We start from the raw sequence: 16021 nt of genomic DNA, 5'->3' as shown, positions 1-16021 counted from the left end.
CCGTCATCCCGGCGCAGGCCGGGATCCACCTCCTGCGCTCTCGGCAGACACTTTCCGCGCAAGGCGCCTCCGCTTGCCGCCCCCTCGACAAGCCGGGCCCGCCGACGCATGACAGACCGAAAAGAAGAGGGGGGAGGACCATGCACAAATTTCTGATCGCCGCGCTTCTCGGCGCGTCCGCCATCGCCGCTCCGGCAACCGCCGCCGAACGCACCGATCCGCGCAGTGAGGCGGCGCTGTCGCTCTACCGCGACCTCATCGCCTTTCGCACGGCGGAGGGGCAGGGACAGGTGCCCGCCATGGCCGCGCGCCTGACCGAGGAGTTGAAGGCGGCCGGCTTCATCGACGCGGACATCACCGTCCAGCCCATGGGCGAAACCGCCTATCTCCTCGTGCGCTATGCCGGCACGGGCGAGAAGGCGCCCATCGCCTTTCTTGGCCATATGGATGTCGTCGATGCGCTGCCGGAGGATTGGGAGCGCGACCCCTTCACCCTGACCGAGGATGGCGACTATTTCTATGGTCGCGGGACCATCGACAACAAGCTTGGCATCGCCATGCTGACCCGCGCCTTTGCGGAACTGAAACAGGCCGGTTTCAGCCCGGACCGGGACCTCTACCTCGCCTTTTCCGGCGACGAGGAAACCGGCATGCAAACGACGAAGGCGCTCGTCGAGGCGCTGTCCGGCGAACAGCCGGCCTTCGCGCTCAACTCCGACGCCGGCGGCGGCGTCCTGAACGACGGTGATGGCAGCCCGCTCGCCTATATGGTGCAGGTGGCGGAAAAGACCTTCGCCACTTTCGATGTCACCGTCCGGAACGAGGGCGGTCATTCCTCGCGCCCTCGCCCGGACAATGCGATCTACGAACTGGCGGACATATTGAAGAAGGTCGAGGCCTATCAATTCCCCGTGCAGTCGAACGCCGTGACGCGTGAATTCTTCGCTGCCACTGGCGAGAGCATGGGCGGAGAGGCCGGCGCCATGCTGACCCGCTTTGCCGAAAACCCCGACGACCCGGAGGCGGCGGCCGCCATCGCCGCGGACCCGTCCATGGTCGGCTTCACCCGCACGACCTGCGTCGCCACCATGCTGGATGCCGGCCACGCCGAAAACGCCCTGCCGCAGCGCGCCACCGCCACAGTCAACTGCCGGATCTTTCCTGGGACGGAGGTGTCGGCCGTGCAGACGACGCTGGCCGAGGTGGGCGACAATCCGGACGCGCAGTGGGTGCTGCGCGGGGATCCGACGACCAGCCCGGTTTCCGATCCGCGGGACGATGTGAACGCTGCGGTGGCGCAGGCGGTGCATGCGCGCTATCCGGACCTGCCGCTGATCCCGTACATGGAATCGGGCGGCACGGACGGCATGCATTTCCGCGTCGCCGGCATCCCGACCTATGCCGTTTCCTCGCGCTTCATGCGCCGGAACCAGATGTTCGCTCACGGGCTTGATGAACGTATGCGCGTGGACTCGTTCTTCGCCGGTCTCGAACACTGGCCGACGATCATCCGCGCCCTCGCAAGCGAATGAAAACATAACAGGAGGACCATTTGAAACTCGCAAGCCTGAAGGGCGGCCGCGACGGCCGTCTCGTCATCGTGTCGAAGGATCTGCACTGGTATACGGACGCCGCGCACATCGCGCCGACGCTGCAGGCGGCGCTCGACGATTGGGACCGCATCTCGCCAAAGCTCGAATCGCTGGCCGAGGATCTGGAGCATGAGGCGGTGCCGCGTGAGCGGTTCCACGAACATGATGCCGCCGCGCCGCTGCCGCGCGCCTATCAATGGGCCGACGGCAGCGCCTATGTGAACCATGTGGAGCTCGTTCGCCGGGCGCGCGGCGCGGAGCTGCCGGACAGCTTCTGGGAGGACCCGCTCATGTATCAGGGCGGCAGCGACGGCTTCCTCGGCCCGCGCGATCCCATCACGCTCGCGGACGAAAGCTGGGGCTGCGACATGGAGGCGGAGATCGTCGTCGTCACGACCGATGTGCCGCAGGGCGCCAGCCGGGAGGAGGCGCTGAAGCGTATCGCGCTCGTCGGCCTGACCAACGATGTCAGCCTCAGGAACCTCATTCCCGCCGAACTGGGCAAGGGGTTCGGCTTCGTGCAGTCGAAGCCGGCAAGCGCCATGTCGCCCGTCTATGTCACGCCGGATGAACTCGGCGATGCATGGAAGGACGGCAAGCTGCATCACGCGCTGAAGGTCGATTACAACGAAAAACCGTTCGGCCGCGCGGAGGCGGGCGAGGAAATGACCTTCGACATGGGCGTTCTCGTCGCGCACCTCGCAAAGACCCGCGCGGTCGGCGCCGGCTCGATCATCGGTTCCGGCACCGTGTCCAACCGCGACCCCGACAATTCCCCCGGCCGCCCCGTCGCGGACGGCGGCAAGGGCTATAGCTGCATCGCGGAGCAGCGCATGATCGAGACCATCGCCAGCGGCAAGCCGGCAACGGAGTTCATGAAGCATGGCGACCGGGTCCGCATCTGGGTCGACGGGCCGGACGGCAAACCGCTGTTCGGAACCATCGAGCAGGAGGTCGTGCCGCTTCAGACCAGCGCGACGGGCGGCCAATGAGCGAGCGGCTGCTTTACGGCTATTGGCGATCCTCGGCCGCCTACCGGGTCAGGATCGCCCTCAATCTGAAGGGCCTCGATTACGAGCAGACCTCGATCGACCTGAAGAAGGGTGCGCAAGGGTCGCCGGGTTTCAAGATGATGAACCCGCAGGGGCTGGTGCCGCTGCTGGTCGACGGCGACAAGGCGTTCAACCAGTCCATGGCGATCGTCGAATATCTCGACGAAACTTATCCCGATCCGCCGCTCCTTGGTCAGACGCCCGAGGAGCGCGCGCGTATCCGCGCGGCGGCCCAGATCATCGGCTGCGATATTCACCCGCTCGATAATGTCCGCGTCCTCAAATATCTGAAGACAGAGATGGGGCAGGATCAGGACGCGATCGACGCCTGGTATCTGCACTGGATTCGGGAGGGATTCCGGCCGCTGGAGGAACTCGCGGAGCGTTCGCCCGGTCCCTATCTGTTCGGCGACCGCATCACGCTCGCGGACATCTGCCTGCCGCCCCAAATGTACAATGCCCGGCGCTTCCGAATGGATCTGGAGGCATTCCCCGCGCTCGTCGCGGCGGACAAGGCGCTCATGGAAAACGAAGCGGTGAAGGCGGCGCGCCCGGAGGCGCAGCCCGACGCCGAGACTTGAAGGAAGACGAACCGAGCATGGCAAAGTGGCTGGTAAAGTCCGAACCGAACGTCTGGAGCTGGGACGATCAGGTGAAGAAGGGCACGGAGAGCTGGGACGGCGTCCGCAGCGCCCAGGCCCTCAACAATATGCGGGAGATGAAGGCGGGCGATTCCGTCTTCTTCTATCATAGCAACAAGGGGCTGGAGATCGTTGGCATCTGCTCCGTCGCAAAGGAATTCTACGACGATCCGGGCGATCCGAAGTCCGGCCTCGTCGACCTGAAGACGGAGCGTCCGCTGCCCCGCCCCGTGACCTTGAAGGAAATCAAGGCGGACGGCCGCTTCGACGACCTCGCCCTCGTGCGCCAGTCACGCCTCAGCGTCATGCCCGTGACGGACGAGCATTGGGACGCCCTGATGACGATGGCGGAGACGAACGAAGGTTGAAGCCTGTCGTGATCTCCGGCTGCTCCGGTGGCGGGAAATCGACCTTGATCGCTGAATTGGCGCGGCGCGGCTTTGCGGTTTCTGAGGAGATCGGGCGCGCCGTCATTGCGTCGGGCGGGCCGGACCCGGCCGAGGCGCCGCTCGCCTTTGCGTCCGCGGTGGCGCGAGGCGAACGGGACCGGCTGATGGCGCATGCCGGCGCCGACCGGCCGGTGTTCTTCGACCGCTCGTTGATCGACCAGATCGCCTTCTGCCGCCGCGTTGCCGGCCAGTGCCCGTTCGCGCATGGCGACGAGGATACGCTCTATCACGACACGATTTTCCTGACGCCGCCCTGGCCGGATATCTACCGGCAGGATGCGGAGCGGCGCCACGATTTCGCCGCCGCCACCGCCGAATATGACGATCTGTGCCGCGCCTATCCGGCGGCCGGATACCGCACCGTCATCCTGCCGAAAGTTTCGGTCGCCGCGCGCGCCGACGTCATCCTCCGCACGCTCGCCTTGCCTCAGTTGCGGTAATCGAGCGGCGGGTCGCGGTCGCCGAGGAGGGCGCGGTATTCGAACCCGTCCGGCTTGCGGCCCTTCCACTCGCTGCGTGCCCGCTCGATCAGGGCGGGCTGTTCGTAAAGGTCTATCGCCGTCAGCGCGAGGATCTTCGCGGCGTTCTGCATGCCCTTCCAGCCGATGGACATGCCGCCCGCCGCGACCGCCTGCCAGCTATGCGCGGGCGTTCCCGGCACCCAGGTCGCGGTGCGGAAGCCTGCGGTCGGGACGGCCCAGCTCACGTCGCCCACATCGGTCGATCCGGCGCCGTGATCCTCTGACAGGGGGTCGATCTCGCCAGCTTCGGAAATCGGCGCGGGCTCGGCCAGCGTCGGGCTGATCGTCTCGGCAAAGGCGGTTTCTTCGGCATCGTAGTCGATGCCGCCCACCTCGGTCATCTTCTGGTGTACCAATGTCTGCAGCGTCTCGTTGGGAAGCAGCGGCATGGCGCCGTGGATCACCTCGTAATCCATGGTCGTGCCCGTGCCCATGGCCGCGCCCTCCGCGACCTTCACCAGCCGGTCGAACGTGTCCCGCACGACCTCCGCGTCCGGGTTTCGCACATAGTAGAACACCTCGGCATAGTCCGGCACGACATTGGGCGCGCGGCCGCCGGCGGTGATGACGTAGTGCATGCGGCTTTCCTGCGGCATGTGTTCGCGCAGCATGTTCGCCATCATGTCCATGGCCTCCACCCCGTCGAGGGCGGAGCGGCCCTGCTCCGGCGCGGCGGCGGCATGGGCCGACTTGCCGTGAAAGCGGAATTTGCCCGACTTGTTGGAATTGGATGTGGCGATGTCGGCGCTGTTCTCGCTGCCGGCATGCCAGTGCAGCGCCACGTCGACATCGTCGAACAGCCCCTCGCGCACCATATAGACCTTGCCGGCGCCGCCTTCCTCGGCCGGCGTGCCATAGAAGCGAACGGTCCCGGGCGTGCCGGTGGACACCAGCCAGTCCTTCACCGCGATGGCGGCGGAGGCGGAGGCTGTGCCGAACAGGTGATGGCCGCAGGCATGACCCGCATCAGTGCCCGGCACCGCCTGTTTTTCCGGCTGCGCGGCCTGGCTGAAGCCGGGCAGGGCGTCGAACTCGCCCATGATGCCGATGGTGGGGCCATCGCCCGTCGAGTAGGTCGCGGTAAAGGCGGTGGGCGCCCCGGCGACGCCCGCCTGCACCTCGAACCCCTCGGTGCTCAGCCGGTCCTGCAGCAGTTTCGACGACTGCGTTTCCTGATAGCCGACCTCCGCCAGTTTCCAGATCGCGTTCGCCGTTTCGATGTTCGCGGCGCGGTCGGCCTCGATACGATTAAGGGCGACGCTCTCCTCAGCCGCCAGCGCCGGCAGGGCGAGCGTCATCGCGGCAAGGCTGGCGGACAGGAAACGGATCGGCTTGGACATTGGACCTCCCTTTTGGATTCGGACGGGCGGCGAATCGGCAGAAGGAGTCCCCCCTCTCTGCAAGCCCCCCGCCTTGCATTGCCTCATGCAAAGCGTGCCCGCGCAGACAGGGCAAGCGGAAATCCGCCGGGCAATTTTGTGGGCCGCCCGCCATTGACCCGGCCTTGGCGAAGGCCGTAGCGCGCGTCGCATGAAATTCTTTTCCGACAATGCCGCCCGCGCCTGCCCCGAAGTGCTGGACGCGGTCGTCGCCGCCAACGATGTCACCGACGGATCCTATGACGGCGATTCCATCTCGGCCCGCCTCGACGGTGTCTTCGGTGAATTTTTCGGCACCGAATGCACGGTGTTTCCGGTTTCGACCGGCACGGCCGCGAACGCGCTTGCGCTCGCGTCCATGGTGCCCCCCTGGGGTGCCGTGATCTGCCATGAAGAGGCGCATATTCAGGTGGACGAGGCGGGCGCGCCGGAATTCTTCACCGCCGGCGCGAAGCTGATCCTGGCGCGGGGGGAGGGCGCGGTCCTTTCCCCGGACAGTGTGGCGCAGGCCGTCGCGGCCCTTCGCGGCGACGTGCACCAGGTGCAGGCCGGCGCGCTGTCGATCACGCAGGCCACCGAATATGGCCGCGTCTATGCGCCGGCCCAGGTGGCCGCGCTCAGCGAGGATGCGCGCGCACGCGGCTGGCGCGTCCACATGGACGGCGCGCGGCTTGCCAACGCGCTCGTCCATATGGACTGCCATCCGGGCGACGTCACCTGGCGCGCGGGCGTCGACGTTCTGTCCTTCGGCTGCATCAAGAATGGCGGCATGTCGGCGGAGGCGCTCGTCTTCTTCGACAAGGATCTGGCCCGCAGCATTCCGCACCGCCGCAAGCGGGCCGGCCAGACTCCGTCGAAGGGCCGCTTCGCTGCCGCGCAGCTGATCGCCATGATCGAAAGCGGCGCGTGGCAGCGCAACGCCCGCGCGGCGAACGACAGCGCGCAGGCTCTCGCGCGCGCCGCCGGGGACCGGTTGATGCACCCGGTAGAGGCGAACGAGGTGTTCGTGCGCGTCGGCGTGGAGGGCGCGGCGCGGCTGCGCGAGCAGGGCTTCGATTTCTACGACTGGGGCGATGCCGGCTCCGGCGAAGCGCGCCTCGTCATGGCGTGGGACAGCGATCCCGCCCATGTGAAGGCGCTCGCCGCCGCGCTCGAAGCTCTCGGCTAGGCCGGCCGCAGATCATGGAGCCGCGGCATCTCCTCCCGCTCGGCATCGTCGCCATCGTCTGGGGCACGACCTGGTACGTCATCAAGACGCAGATCGGTGTCGTTCCGGTCGAATGGTCGGTCGCCTACCGCTTCCTGACAGCGGGTGCGATCATGTTCGGCGCGGCCATCCTGATGAAGCGGCGGCTGCGCTACGACTGGCGCGCGCATCTGTTCTTCCTCGGCGTCGGCCTGTTTCAGTTCGCCGGCAATTTCAGCTTCGTCTACCAGGCCAGCCGCTACGTCACCTCCGGTCTCATCGCCGTTGCCTTCGCCCTCCTCATCGTCCCCAACGCTATTCTTGCGCGGCTGATCTTCGGACACCGTGTGACGGCGCGGTTTGTCCTTGGCGCGGTCCTCGGGATTTGCGGCGTCGCGCTGCTCTTTCGGCAGGAACTGCTTGCGCTGGAGGGATCGCCCGGTCTCGTGTTCGGCCTTGGTGCGACGATCCTCGCCGTGCTTTGCGCCAGTGCGGCGAACGTCATGCAGGCGGCGCCGTTCGTCCGGTCCTATTCGATGATCGGGATGCTGGCTTGGGCCATGCTGTACGGCGCCGGCATCGACGTCGCCATCGCCTGGGCGCTGCGCGGCCCGCCGGTCATCGAATCGACCCCCCTCTATCTGGGCGGCGTGGCCTATCTCGCAATCTTCGCCTCCGCGATCGCCTTTTTGCTGTATTTTAATGTGATCAGGCAGATCGGCCCGGCAAAGGCAGCCTATTCGGGCGTTGTGGTTCCATTCGTCGCCATGGCGATCTCCACCCTGCTTGAGGGGTATGTGTGGACGAGTGCGGCTGTTCTCGGCGGCATTTTGACGCTGGGGGGGCTTGTCGTGGCGATTTCCGCCCGGAGTTGAACAAGGCAAGTGGACGCGGCACCTTTTCGCGGTTTAAGAGTTTTCTCGGGGCAGCATTCGGCAGGTCATTCAACGGGTAAGGGGCGGTTGTGCACGACGGGAACAAGACGGACGACCCGAGCCTGACGTCGGAGATTCTGGATGGTCACTTCCGCAAGGCGGCGATTTCCGTTCTGCCCTTCGCCCTCACCATCAGCAATCCGCGGATCGACGACAATCCGCTCGTCTATGTATCGCCAGCCTTCTGCCGGATCACCGGCTACGCCAAGGAATCCTGCGTCGGGCGCAATTGCCGCTTCCTGCAGGGGGCGAACACCCATCCTGACGCCGTCGCCGCCATCCGTGAGGGCATCGAGAAAGAGCGGGAGGTCAATGTCGACCTCCTCAACTACCGGGCCGACGGCACGGAATTCTGGAACCGGCTGCTGCTGGCGCCGCTCTTCGACGACGATGGCGAGCTCGCCTATTTCATGGGCATCCAGCACGAGCTTCGCGACGCGCCGAAGCAGCAGAACGCGAACGGCGACGAGACGGTGCTTGAGGAGTTGCAGCACCGGGTAAAGAACCACCTTGCCATGGTCGTCAGCATGATCCGCATGCAGTCGCGAAGCGAGCAGGCGGGCAGCGACTACAAGACGCTCGCGCGGCGCGTGGAGACCCTGCAGCTTCTCTATCAGGAATTGTCCGATGCCGGCGTGGCGCGGCACAATTCCGACATGGTGCCGCTCGGCGCCTATATCAGCCGCGTGGCGAGCGCCGTCAGCCATCTGGACGGCCGTGAATCCATTCGCGTCAACATCGACGCCGACGAGATCGACGTGGAATCGCAGCGCGCCGGCCAGTTCGGTCTGATCGTTTCGGAACTGCTGACGAACGCGCTACAGCATGCGTTCGAGGATCAGCGAAACGGTCTCGTCACCGTGCAGCTGAAACAGTTGACGAACGGCGTCGTTCGCCTGCGCGTGTCCGACGATGGCGCGGGCATCCCGCAGGATGTCGAATGGCCGCGCGACGGCAATCTCGGCGGCCGCATCGTGCAGGGCCTCGTCAACGATCTCGGCGCCCTCCTGTCAGTCGACCGCGGCGGCATCGGCACCAGCGTCACCCTCGACCTGCCCGCACGCTAAGGAAGGGCGCTGGCGCCGTGGTTACGCCGCCACCTGCGCCTCTCGCGCCATTCGCCACAGCTTCTCCGGCGTTGCCGGCATGTCCAGATGCCGTCCGCCCAGCGCGTCCGACAGTGCATTCATGATGGAGGGCATGGCGCCGATGGTGCCGGCCTCTCCGCAGCCCTTCGCGCCCAGCAGGTTGTTGGGCGTCGGTACGGGTCGCGACTGAAAGCGCATGTCCAGCGGCACGTCGTCGGCGCGCGGCAGGCCGTAATCCATGAAACTGCCGGTCAGAAGCTGCCCGCTTTCGTCATAAACGATGTTTTCCAGCAGCGCCTGGCCCAGCCCCTGCGCGACGCCGCCCTGCACCTGGCCCTCGACCAGCATCGGGTTTACGATCGTGCCGAAATCGTCGGTGATCGTGTATTTGGCGATGCGTACCAGACCCGTCTCCGGATCCAGTTCGACCTCCGCCACATGGCAGCCATTGGGATAGGCCGGCACGGGGTTTTCGGGCTTGTAGACGCCGCGCGTGTCGAGCGCGCCCGGAAAGGCGGCGGCAATCTCCAAGAGGGAGCGTGTCTCGTTGGAGCCGTCCGCCCGGAACACGCCGGATTCCGCGTCGAACGTCGCCTCGCCGCCCAGCGCTTCCGATGCCAGCGGCCGCGCCTTTTCCAGCACGGCATCCGCGGCGACCAGCCCCGCGCCGCCGCCCCACACCATGGAGCGGGAGCCGCCCGTGCCGTGCCCGACCTCCAGCCGCGCCGTATCGCCCTGTTCGATGATGACATCGTCCAGGTTCACGCCCAGGCGTTCCGCGATCACCTGCGCATAGGCGGTTTCGTGTCCCTGTCCGTTCGACTGGGTGCCGATCGCCGCACGGACCTTGCCGCCCTCGATACGGATGTCCGCGATTTCCTCTGTCGAGCCGCCGCCGGCGATTTCGACGTAGAAGGCGGCGCCGCGACCATACAGCTTGCCGCGCGCTTCGGCGTCCGCCTTTCTTGCCGCGAAGCTCGACCAATCCGCATTGGCGAGCGCCGCGTCCAGCAGCCCCGGATAATCCCCCACATCGAAGGTCAGCCCCAGTCCGTTCTCGTGCGGCAGTTCGTCGGGGCGCAGCAGGTTGCGGCGGCGCAGGTCGCCGACATCGCGTCCTGTCTCCCGCGCGGCGGTCTCGATCAGCCGCTCGATCAGATAGGTCGCTTCCGGCCGGCCGGCGCCGCGATAGGCGTCGGTCGGCGTCGTGTTCGTGACCGTGCCGTGGACCCGGTTGTGGATCGCCGGAATGCGGTAGACGCCGCCCATGATGCGGCCGCCGGCAAAGGTCTGGATCGCCGGTCCGAACTGCGCCTGATAGGCGCCGAGGTCGGACCATGTGCGAACGCGCAGGGCCAGGATCATGCCGTCCGCATCCAGCGCCAGCGCCGCGTCCGACTGCATGGCGCGGCCATGCGCATCGCTCAGAAAGGCATCGGAACGCTCACCCGTCCACTTCACTGGCCGGCCGAGGTCGCGCGCGGCGTGGAGGACCAGACCATATTCCGGGTACAGGAACACCTTCATGCCGAAGCCGCCGCCGACATCGCCCGTCCGCACGCGCAGCCGCTCCGGATCGATCTTCATTATGTGCGTCGCCAGGTTCGTTCGCATGCCGGCGACGCCCTGGCTGCCGGTGGTGAAGGTGAAGCCCGCCGCTTCGTCATATTCGCCGACCGCGCTGCGCACCTCCATGGAATTGGGCGCGACACGGTTCTGGACGATGTGAAGTTCGGTGACATGCGCGGCCCGCGCGAACGCGTCCTCGGCCGCGTCCGCATCGCCGACCTGCCAGTCGAAGACGATATTCCCGTCCGCTTCGTCCCAGATCTTCGGCGCATTCTCCGCGATGGCCGCGTTCAGAGAGGAAACCGCCGGCAGCTCCTCATAATCGATCATCACCGCTTCGGCAGCGCGCCGCGCCTGTTCGCGCGTTTCGGCCACCACGAAGGCGGCGCCGTCGCCAACGAAGCGCACCCGGCCGTCCGCCAGCAGTGGGCGCGGCGTCTTCAGATCGCCCGACAGCGGGACGAGGCAGGGGACGGGGCCATACTCGGCGATGTCCGCATGGGTGTAGACGGCGAGGACGCCCGGCATCTCCCGCGCTGCCTCGGCATCGATGGAGGTGATGCGGGCATGGGCATAGGGCGAACGAACCGTGACGCCATAGGCGCAGCCGGCCGGCGTGTAATCGTCGGTATAGCGGCCGCGGCCCGTCAGCAGCCGTTCGTCCTCCAGCCGCTTCGGGCTCTGGCCCACGCCGAATTTCATCATCATCCCTGCTCCTCTCGCCAGACGGCCCGCAGGCCGCCGCGGTAATCCGGATAGCGCAGCGATGCGCCCAGCACCCGCTTCATACGCCCGTTCGCAACGCGCCTGTTTTCGGAATAGAAGCCTCGCGCCGCCGGGGAAAGCTCCGCCTGATCGAGAGGCTGAAGGGGCGGGGGCGACACGCCCATCAGCTGGGCGGCAAACGCCGTTACCTCATGCGCCGGCGCTGGTTCGTCGTCCGCGATATTGTAGATGCCGGGTGCGGGCGCGGTCATGGCCCTCATCACGGCGCCGACGATATCGTCCACATGAACGCGGCTGAACACCTGACCCGGCGATCCGATGCGTTTTGCCGTGCCCGCCCGCAGCCGGGCGAATGGGGAGCGGCCGGGGCCGTATATTCCGGGCAGGCGAAAGATATGGCAGCCGGGCATCCCCTGCCAGCGTTCGTCCGCATCGCTGCGACCCGTCCGCCGTCCGCCGCCAATGGGTGCGCTCTCGTCCACCCACGCACCCCGCCAGTCGCCATAGACGCCGGTCGAGGACAGATAACCGCGCCACGCCCGCGCCGCGGCGATTCGCGTGCCGTACCGATCCAGCACCGGATCGCGATCCCCGGCGGGGGGTATGGATGACAGGATGTGCGTGGCGCCCTTAATGGCGGCGGCGACGGAATCCTCGTCATCGAAGGAAAGCACGCCTTCGCGCGCCTCGCGTGCCGTTCCGGTAACCTGCCAGACCCGCGTATCCAGCGCCGCGCGCAGACGGCCGCCGGTATAGCCCTCGCCAAGGATCAGGAGGTGCGGCATGGCCGGCGGCGCGCGCGGGCCGGGCCGGTTCAGGCCGCGGCTTCGCGCGTGTCGGCGGGGCCGCCCGTCAGGATGAACCTGCGGTCGCAATAGCCGCAATCGACAAAGCCATCATTGCCCATCTGCAGCCAGACACGCGGATGCCCCAGCGCGCCGCCTTCGCCTTCGCAGGCGACACGGGTGCTCTCGGCGTAAACGGTTTCCGGGGTGTTCGGGTCGATGATCATGCCCGCGCTGATAGCAGCGGCGCGGCACAGCGCCAAGCGGCTTTGCTTCGCGGACCGGATCACGCTTCGGCGCAAATCGGCATTTTGCATGGCTTTACCGCAATGTCAGTCATTGAGGCGTAACGGTCGCATGTGTATGAGGCGCAGCCATGGCCTTTGGGGGAGGGCCGATAAGGGAGGGAAGACGAGTGGAAAGTTTGCCAGTCTCACCATCGGAACCGGACCACGGCAGCGAACCGGTCGAATCGCGCCAGGCCATTTCCTTGCCGGACGGCTACAGGCCAAGCGCCGACGAACCCTTCATGAACGCGCTTCAGCAGGCCTATTTCCGCAAGAAGCTGCTCGACTGGCGCGACGACATCCAGCGAGAGGCGCAGGAGACGCTGACGGAGCTCAAGGCCGGCTCGCTGCATGAGGCGGACATGGCCGACCGCGCCTCCAGCGAAACGGACTGGTCGGTGCACTTGCGCACCCGCGATCGCCAGCGGAAGCTGATCGGCAAGATCAACGCGGCGCTGCGGCGTCTGGAGGCGGGCGAATATGGCTATTGCGAGGTGACGGGCGATCCGATCTCGCTCGGCCGTCTCGATGCCCGCCCGATCGCGACCATGACGGTTGAGGCGCAGGAAGCGCACGAGAAGAACGAAAAGGTCTCGCGCGACAATTGATGACGCTCCGGCGGCAAGGGGCGATTGCGGCCCCTTGCCGCAGCTTTGATCCACATCTATCGACTTGCCGGCGGGCGGAACGTAATGAGAACGGATGGCCCGTCTCGATACAAGGCAGAAGCTGGCGATCCTCGCGGATGCGGCGAAATACGACGCCTCCTGCGCCTCCTCCGGCACGCAGAAGCGCGACAGTTCCGGCGGCAAGGGGATCGGTTCGACGGAGGGTATGGGCATCTGCCATGCCTATGCGCCCGACGGCCGCTGTATCTCACTGCTCAAGATCCTGCTGACCAACAGCTGCATTTTCGACTGCCACTATTGCATCAACCGCAAGAGTTCGAACGTCCGCCGCGCGCGCTTCACGCCGGAGGAGGTCGTGCAGCTGACGCTGAACTTCTACCGGCGCAATTATATCGAGGGGTTGTTCCTGTCCTCCGGCATCATCCGCTCGTCCAACTACACGATGGAGCAACTGGTCGAGGTTGCGCGCACGCTTCGCGAGGTTCACGACTTTCGCGGCTACATCCACCTGAAAACCATTCCCGATGCGGATGAGGAACTGGTGCGGCAGGCCGGCCTTTATGCCGACCGCGTGTCGATCAATGTGGAGCTCCCGACCGAGCGCGGACTGAAGGAACTCGCACCCGAAAAGGATGAAAAGCGCATCGAGGGCGCGATGACGGACATGAAATCCGCCATCGACGATCTGAAGGACGCGCGCCGCAAGTTCAAAAGCGCGCCCAAATTCGCCCCCGCCGGACAATCGACGCAAATGATCGTCGGCGCGGACGGCGCCGATGACGGTGCGATCATCATGCGCGCCAGCGGCCTTTACGACCGTTTCAAGCTGCGCCGCGTCTACTATTCCGCCTTCAGCCCCATTCCGGACGCCAGCGCCGTGCTGCCGCTGTCGCGCCCGCCGCTGATGCGCGAACATCGCCTTTATCAGTCCGATTGGCTGATGCGCTTCTACGGTTACACGCCCAGCGAGGTTGTCGCGGCGTCCGACGATGGCATGCTGCCGCTCGATATCGATCCGAAACTTGCCTGGGCGCTCAAGTTTCGGGACCGGTTTCCGGTCGATGTGAACCGGGCGCCGCGGGAAATGCTTCTGCGCGTTCCCGGTCTCGGCACGAAGGCGGTGAAGTCGATTTTGGGGGCCCGGCGCTTTCGCCAGCTTCGGCTCGACGATATTCGCCGCCTCACCGTTTCCCTGAAAAAGCTGCAGCCGTTCATCGTCGCTGCCGACTGGCGCCCTGTTGCGCTCACCGACCGCGCCGATTTGCGCACGCTCGTCAAGCCCAGGCGGGAACAGCTGGAGCTGTTCGCGGCTTGAAGCTGTCGCAATGTATTGCGTCACGCTCGCCCATCACGAAGATTTCGCCGGCTGGCGAGAGGCGGCGCGTGCGCTCGCGCTCGCCGGTGTCCGGGCGGAGGGTATCAGCTGGCAGGTCGGCGATGCGCCGCAGGACCTCTTCGGCGACGAGGCCATTCCCGACGCGCAGCCCGGCGCCGCGCTGACCGTCCCGAAGCCGTTCATCGGTCTGGCCCAGTCCGTCATCTGCCATTCCGACACGGAACGCTTCGCGCGTCTATATTCGATGCTCCTGAAGCTGCAGCAAAACCGCCGCGCGCTGGAGGACAAGGCGGACCCCCTGCTGCGCCGGCTGGAGGAGCTGCGCAAGGCGGTCGGCCGCGACCTGCACAAGATGCGCGCCTTCGTCCGCTTTCGCGAAATGCCGGAGGAGGGGGTGCCGGACGGCAAGCGTTACGTCGCGTGGTTCGAGCCGGATCATCATATCGTCCGCACCAACGCGCCGTTCTTTCAGCGCCGCTTCGCCGCCATGCACTGGTCGATCCTGACGCCGGAACTGTGCGCACACTGGGATGGCCGCGCGCTGTCCTTCACGCCGGGCGCGACCCGCGCCGATGCGCCGGACGGCGACCCCGTGGAGGAAACCTGGAAGACCTATTTTGCCAGCATCTTCAACCCCGCGCGCGTGAAGGTGAAGGCGATGACGGCGGAAATGCCGAAAAAATACTGGAAGAACATGCCGGAGACCGCGCTCGTCCCCGGCCTGATCGCTGGCGCGCGCGCAAGGGAGTTGGAAATGGTCGAGAAGTCGAAGGGCAAGAGCCTGAAACCGGTCGAGGTCCGCGGTCTGAAGCGCGCCGAGGAAGAGGAGCGGCGCCTGTCCCCCGGCGGCAACCGCCTGGCGGCGTGGGAGGCGCTGCTCGAGGAGGCGAAGCGCTGCACCCGCTGCCCGCTCTACAAGCCCGCGACGCAAATGGTATTCGGCGAGGGGCCGGTGGATGCGCCGCTGATGCTGATCGGGGAACAGCCCGGCGACCAGGAGGATCAGGCCGGCCGTCCCTTCGTCGGACCGGCGGGTCAGGTGCTGGACGATGCCCTCGACAAGGCGGGCATCGACCGGTCGCAAACCTACGTCACCAACGCCGTCAAGCATTTCAAGTTCGAGCAGCGCGGCAAGCGCCGCATCCACTCGAAGCCGGGCGCGCAGGAAATCGAAGCGTGCCGCTGGTGGGCGGACCAGGAGCGTGACCTGATCGCGCCGAAGGTCACCGTCGCCCTCGGCGCGACCGCCGCGCGTTCCATGATCGGCAAGGTGGTGACCATTTCCAAAACCCGCGGCGCCGCCATCGAACTGCCCGGCGGCGGGGAGGGGTGGGTGACCGTTCACCCCAGCTACCTCCTGCGCATCCCCGACAAGGGAAAAGCCGACGAGGAACTGGCCCGCTTCATAGAGGACCTGCGCACCGTCCAGAACCGCCTCACCGCCCTCGCGGCATAAAGCTCACACCCCCCGCCGCCGTCGTTCTCGCAAGGGCAGGCTCTATTCCCCTCTCGTCATTCCTGCGAAGGCAGGAATCCACCGGCCTGCGCGGCCCATCCGGCTCCAACTCGCTGCGCCGCATGCACCCCTGCTTCCGCAAGGGTGACGATGACGGTGGAGGTCTGCGCAAAGAACCTCCACCGAAGCGCCACACCGCCGCTCAGAAAAGGGTCGAGTTCAGAGGCAGGTCACCCCGACCGCTCAGCAGTCTGAAAACCACCTGCCCCCTTTCGTCATTCCTGCGAAGGCAGGAATCCACCAGCCTGCGCGGCCTTACAGCTCCGCGCAGCCGCCGCCATGGACCCCTGCCTCCGCAGGGGTGACGAAGACGGTGGAGATATGCGCAAA

The 16021-nt window shown here is 66.4% G+C and carries 15 protein-coding genes; 11 read left to right on the top strand and 4 right to left on the bottom strand.

The features are described from left to right. Positions 1-140 precede the first annotated feature (140 nt). Genes C725_RS11085 through C725_RS11065 form a run of 5 tightly spaced genes read left to right on the top strand, consistent with a single transcriptional unit; the run spans position 141 to position 4174 of the window. A complete protein-coding gene (locus C725_RS11085) occupies positions 141-1532 on the top strand; it encodes a M20/M25/M40 family metallo-hydrolase (protein WP_008602961.1) in 1392 nt (463 codons plus the stop codon). Between the two features lie 20 nt (positions 1533-1552). Next, positions 1553-2584 carry a fumarylacetoacetate hydrolase family protein gene (locus C725_RS11080; RefSeq protein WP_008602958.1) on the top strand — a complete coding sequence of 344 codons (1032 nt, stop codon included), beginning with the start codon at positions 1553-1555 and terminating at the stop codon, positions 2582-2584. Beyond that, on the top strand, positions 2581-3225 hold the full coding sequence (maiA, locus tag C725_RS11075; RefSeq protein ID WP_008602955.1) for a maleylacetoacetate isomerase: 645 nt from the start codon (positions 2581-2583) through the stop codon (positions 3223-3225). Before C725_RS11080 ends, maiA begins: the two co-directional genes overlap by 4 nt. A 17-nt stretch (positions 3226-3242) precedes the next feature. After that, a complete protein-coding gene (locus C725_RS11070; RefSeq protein ID WP_008602952.1) occupies positions 3243-3653 on the top strand; it encodes an EVE domain-containing protein in 411 nt (136 codons plus the stop codon). Between the two features lie 8 nt (positions 3654-3661). Beyond that, the gene (locus C725_RS11065; protein WP_008602950.1) at positions 3662-4174 is read left to right on the top strand and encodes an AAA family ATPase; all 513 of its coding nucleotides are present in this window, start codon (positions 3662-3664) and stop codon (positions 4172-4174) included. On the opposite strand, the gene C725_RS11060 is transcribed toward C725_RS11065, so the two are convergent. Beyond that, positions 4162-5595: an amidohydrolase gene (locus tag C725_RS11060; RefSeq protein WP_008602949.1), complete on the bottom strand. Its 1434-nt coding sequence runs from the start codon at positions 5593-5595 to the stop codon at positions 4162-4164. The genes C725_RS11065 and C725_RS11060 overlap by 13 nt on opposite strands. A 190-nt stretch (positions 5596-5785) precedes the next feature. Here C725_RS11060 and C725_RS11055 point away from each other — a divergent pair, with 190 nt between their 5' ends. The 3 genes from C725_RS11055 (at position 5786) to C725_RS11045 (ending at position 8822) form a co-directional block, all read left to right on the top strand. Further along, positions 5786-6802, top strand: coding sequence for a threonine aldolase family protein (locus tag C725_RS11055; protein WP_008602946.1), 1017 nt, complete (start codon positions 5786-5788; stop codon positions 6800-6802). A gap of 14 nt (positions 6803-6816) precedes the next feature. Next, a complete protein-coding gene (locus tag C725_RS11050) occupies positions 6817-7695 on the top strand; it encodes a DMT family transporter (RefSeq protein WP_008602943.1) in 879 nt (292 codons plus the stop codon). 89 nt (positions 7696-7784) lie between these two features. Then, entirely contained in the window at positions 7785-8822 is a 1038-nt protein-coding gene (locus C725_RS11045; protein WP_008602941.1) for a PAS domain-containing protein, read from the top strand. A 21-nt stretch (positions 8823-8843) separates the two neighbouring features. Here the strand turns inward: C725_RS11045 and C725_RS11040 are convergent, their stop codons facing one another. From C725_RS11040 to C725_RS11030, 3 genes are read right to left on the bottom strand one after another with little or no spacing between them, the layout of a single operon-like run. Continuing rightward, on the bottom strand, positions 8844-11120 hold the full coding sequence (locus tag C725_RS11040) for a xanthine dehydrogenase family protein molybdopterin-binding subunit (protein WP_008602940.1): 2277 nt from the start codon (positions 11118-11120) through the stop codon (positions 8844-8846). Continuing rightward, on the bottom strand, positions 11117-11923 hold the full coding sequence (locus C725_RS11035) for a Rossmann-fold NAD(P)-binding domain-containing protein (protein WP_008602939.1): 807 nt from the start codon (positions 11921-11923) through the stop codon (positions 11117-11119). The genes C725_RS11040 and C725_RS11035 overlap by 4 nt, the downstream gene beginning before the upstream one ends. Positions 11924-11952: 29 nt before the next feature. Then, positions 11953-12150 carry a zinc-finger domain-containing protein gene (locus C725_RS11030; protein WP_038283056.1) on the bottom strand — a complete coding sequence of 66 codons (198 nt, stop codon included), beginning with the start codon at positions 12148-12150 and terminating at the stop codon, positions 11953-11955. A 302-nt stretch (positions 12151-12452) separates the two neighbouring features. Here C725_RS11030 and dksA point away from each other — a divergent pair, with 302 nt between their 5' ends. The 3 genes from dksA to C725_RS11015 all read left to right on the top strand — a co-directional run bounded on the left by dksA (position 12453) and on the right by C725_RS11015 (position 15631). Next, positions 12453-12818 (top strand): RNA polymerase-binding protein DksA, encoded by a 366-nt coding sequence (gene dksA, locus C725_RS11025; protein ID WP_243442743.1) that lies wholly within the window; start codon positions 12453-12455, stop codon positions 12816-12818. Between the two features lie 94 nt (positions 12819-12912). Then, positions 12913-14154 carry a putative DNA modification/repair radical SAM protein gene (locus C725_RS11020; protein WP_008602933.1) on the top strand — a complete coding sequence of 414 codons (1242 nt, stop codon included), beginning with the start codon at positions 12913-12915 and terminating at the stop codon, positions 14152-14154. 10 nt (positions 14155-14164) lie between these two features. Continuing rightward, the gene (locus tag C725_RS11015; protein ID WP_008602930.1) at positions 14165-15631 is read left to right on the top strand and encodes a UdgX family uracil-DNA binding protein; all 1467 of its coding nucleotides are present in this window, start codon (positions 14165-14167) and stop codon (positions 15629-15631) included. The last annotated feature ends 390 nt before the right edge of the window (positions 15632-16021 follow it).

Origin of the sequence: Pacificimonas flava (assembly GCF_000342165.1) — a bacterium.
GTDB classification, from domain to species: Bacteria; Pseudomonadota; Alphaproteobacteria; order Sphingomonadales; family Sphingomonadaceae; genus Pacificimonas; species Pacificimonas flava.
Note: the sequence above shows the minus strand (reverse complement) of the source record. Positions and strands in the feature narration are given on the sequence as shown.

What these genes read in the sequence shown, in the direction of transcription:
- C725_RS11085 (WP_008602961.1), top strand. Translation starts at nt 141, where the DNA reads ATGCACAAATTTCTGATCGCCGCGCTTCTCGGCGCGTCCGCCATCGCC.
- maiA (WP_008602955.1), top strand. Translation starts at nt 2,581, where the DNA reads ATGAGCGAGCGGCTGCTTTACGGCTATTGGCGATCCTCGGCCGCCTAC.
- C725_RS11070 (WP_008602952.1), top strand. Translation starts at nt 3,243, where the DNA reads ATGGCAAAGTGGCTGGTAAAGTCCGAACCGAACGTCTGGAGCTGGGAC.
- C725_RS11060 (WP_008602949.1), bottom strand. Translation starts at nt 5,595, where the DNA reads ATGTCCAAGCCGATCCGTTTCCTGTCCGCCAGCCTTGCCGCGATGACG.
- C725_RS11055 (WP_008602946.1), top strand. Translation starts at nt 5,786, where the DNA reads ATGAAATTCTTTTCCGACAATGCCGCCCGCGCCTGCCCCGAAGTGCTG.
- C725_RS11050 (WP_008602943.1), top strand. Translation starts at nt 6,817, where the DNA reads ATGGAGCCGCGGCATCTCCTCCCGCTCGGCATCGTCGCCATCGTCTGG.
- C725_RS11040 (WP_008602940.1), bottom strand. Translation starts at nt 11,120, where the DNA reads ATGATGATGAAATTCGGCGTGGGCCAGAGCCCGAAGCGGCTGGAGGAC.
- C725_RS11035 (WP_008602939.1), bottom strand. Translation starts at nt 11,923, where the DNA reads ATGCCGCACCTCCTGATCCTTGGCGAGGGCTATACCGGCGGCCGTCTG.
- C725_RS11030 (WP_038283056.1), bottom strand. Translation starts at nt 12,150, where the DNA reads ATGATCATCGACCCGAACACCCCGGAAACCGTTTACGCCGAGAGCACC.
- dksA (WP_243442743.1), top strand. Translation starts at nt 12,453, where the DNA reads ATGAACGCGCTTCAGCAGGCCTATTTCCGCAAGAAGCTGCTCGACTGG.
- C725_RS11020 (WP_008602933.1), top strand. Translation starts at nt 12,913, where the DNA reads ATGGCCCGTCTCGATACAAGGCAGAAGCTGGCGATCCTCGCGGATGCG.
- C725_RS11015 (WP_008602930.1), top strand. Translation starts at nt 14,165, where the DNA reads ATGTATTGCGTCACGCTCGCCCATCACGAAGATTTCGCCGGCTGGCGA.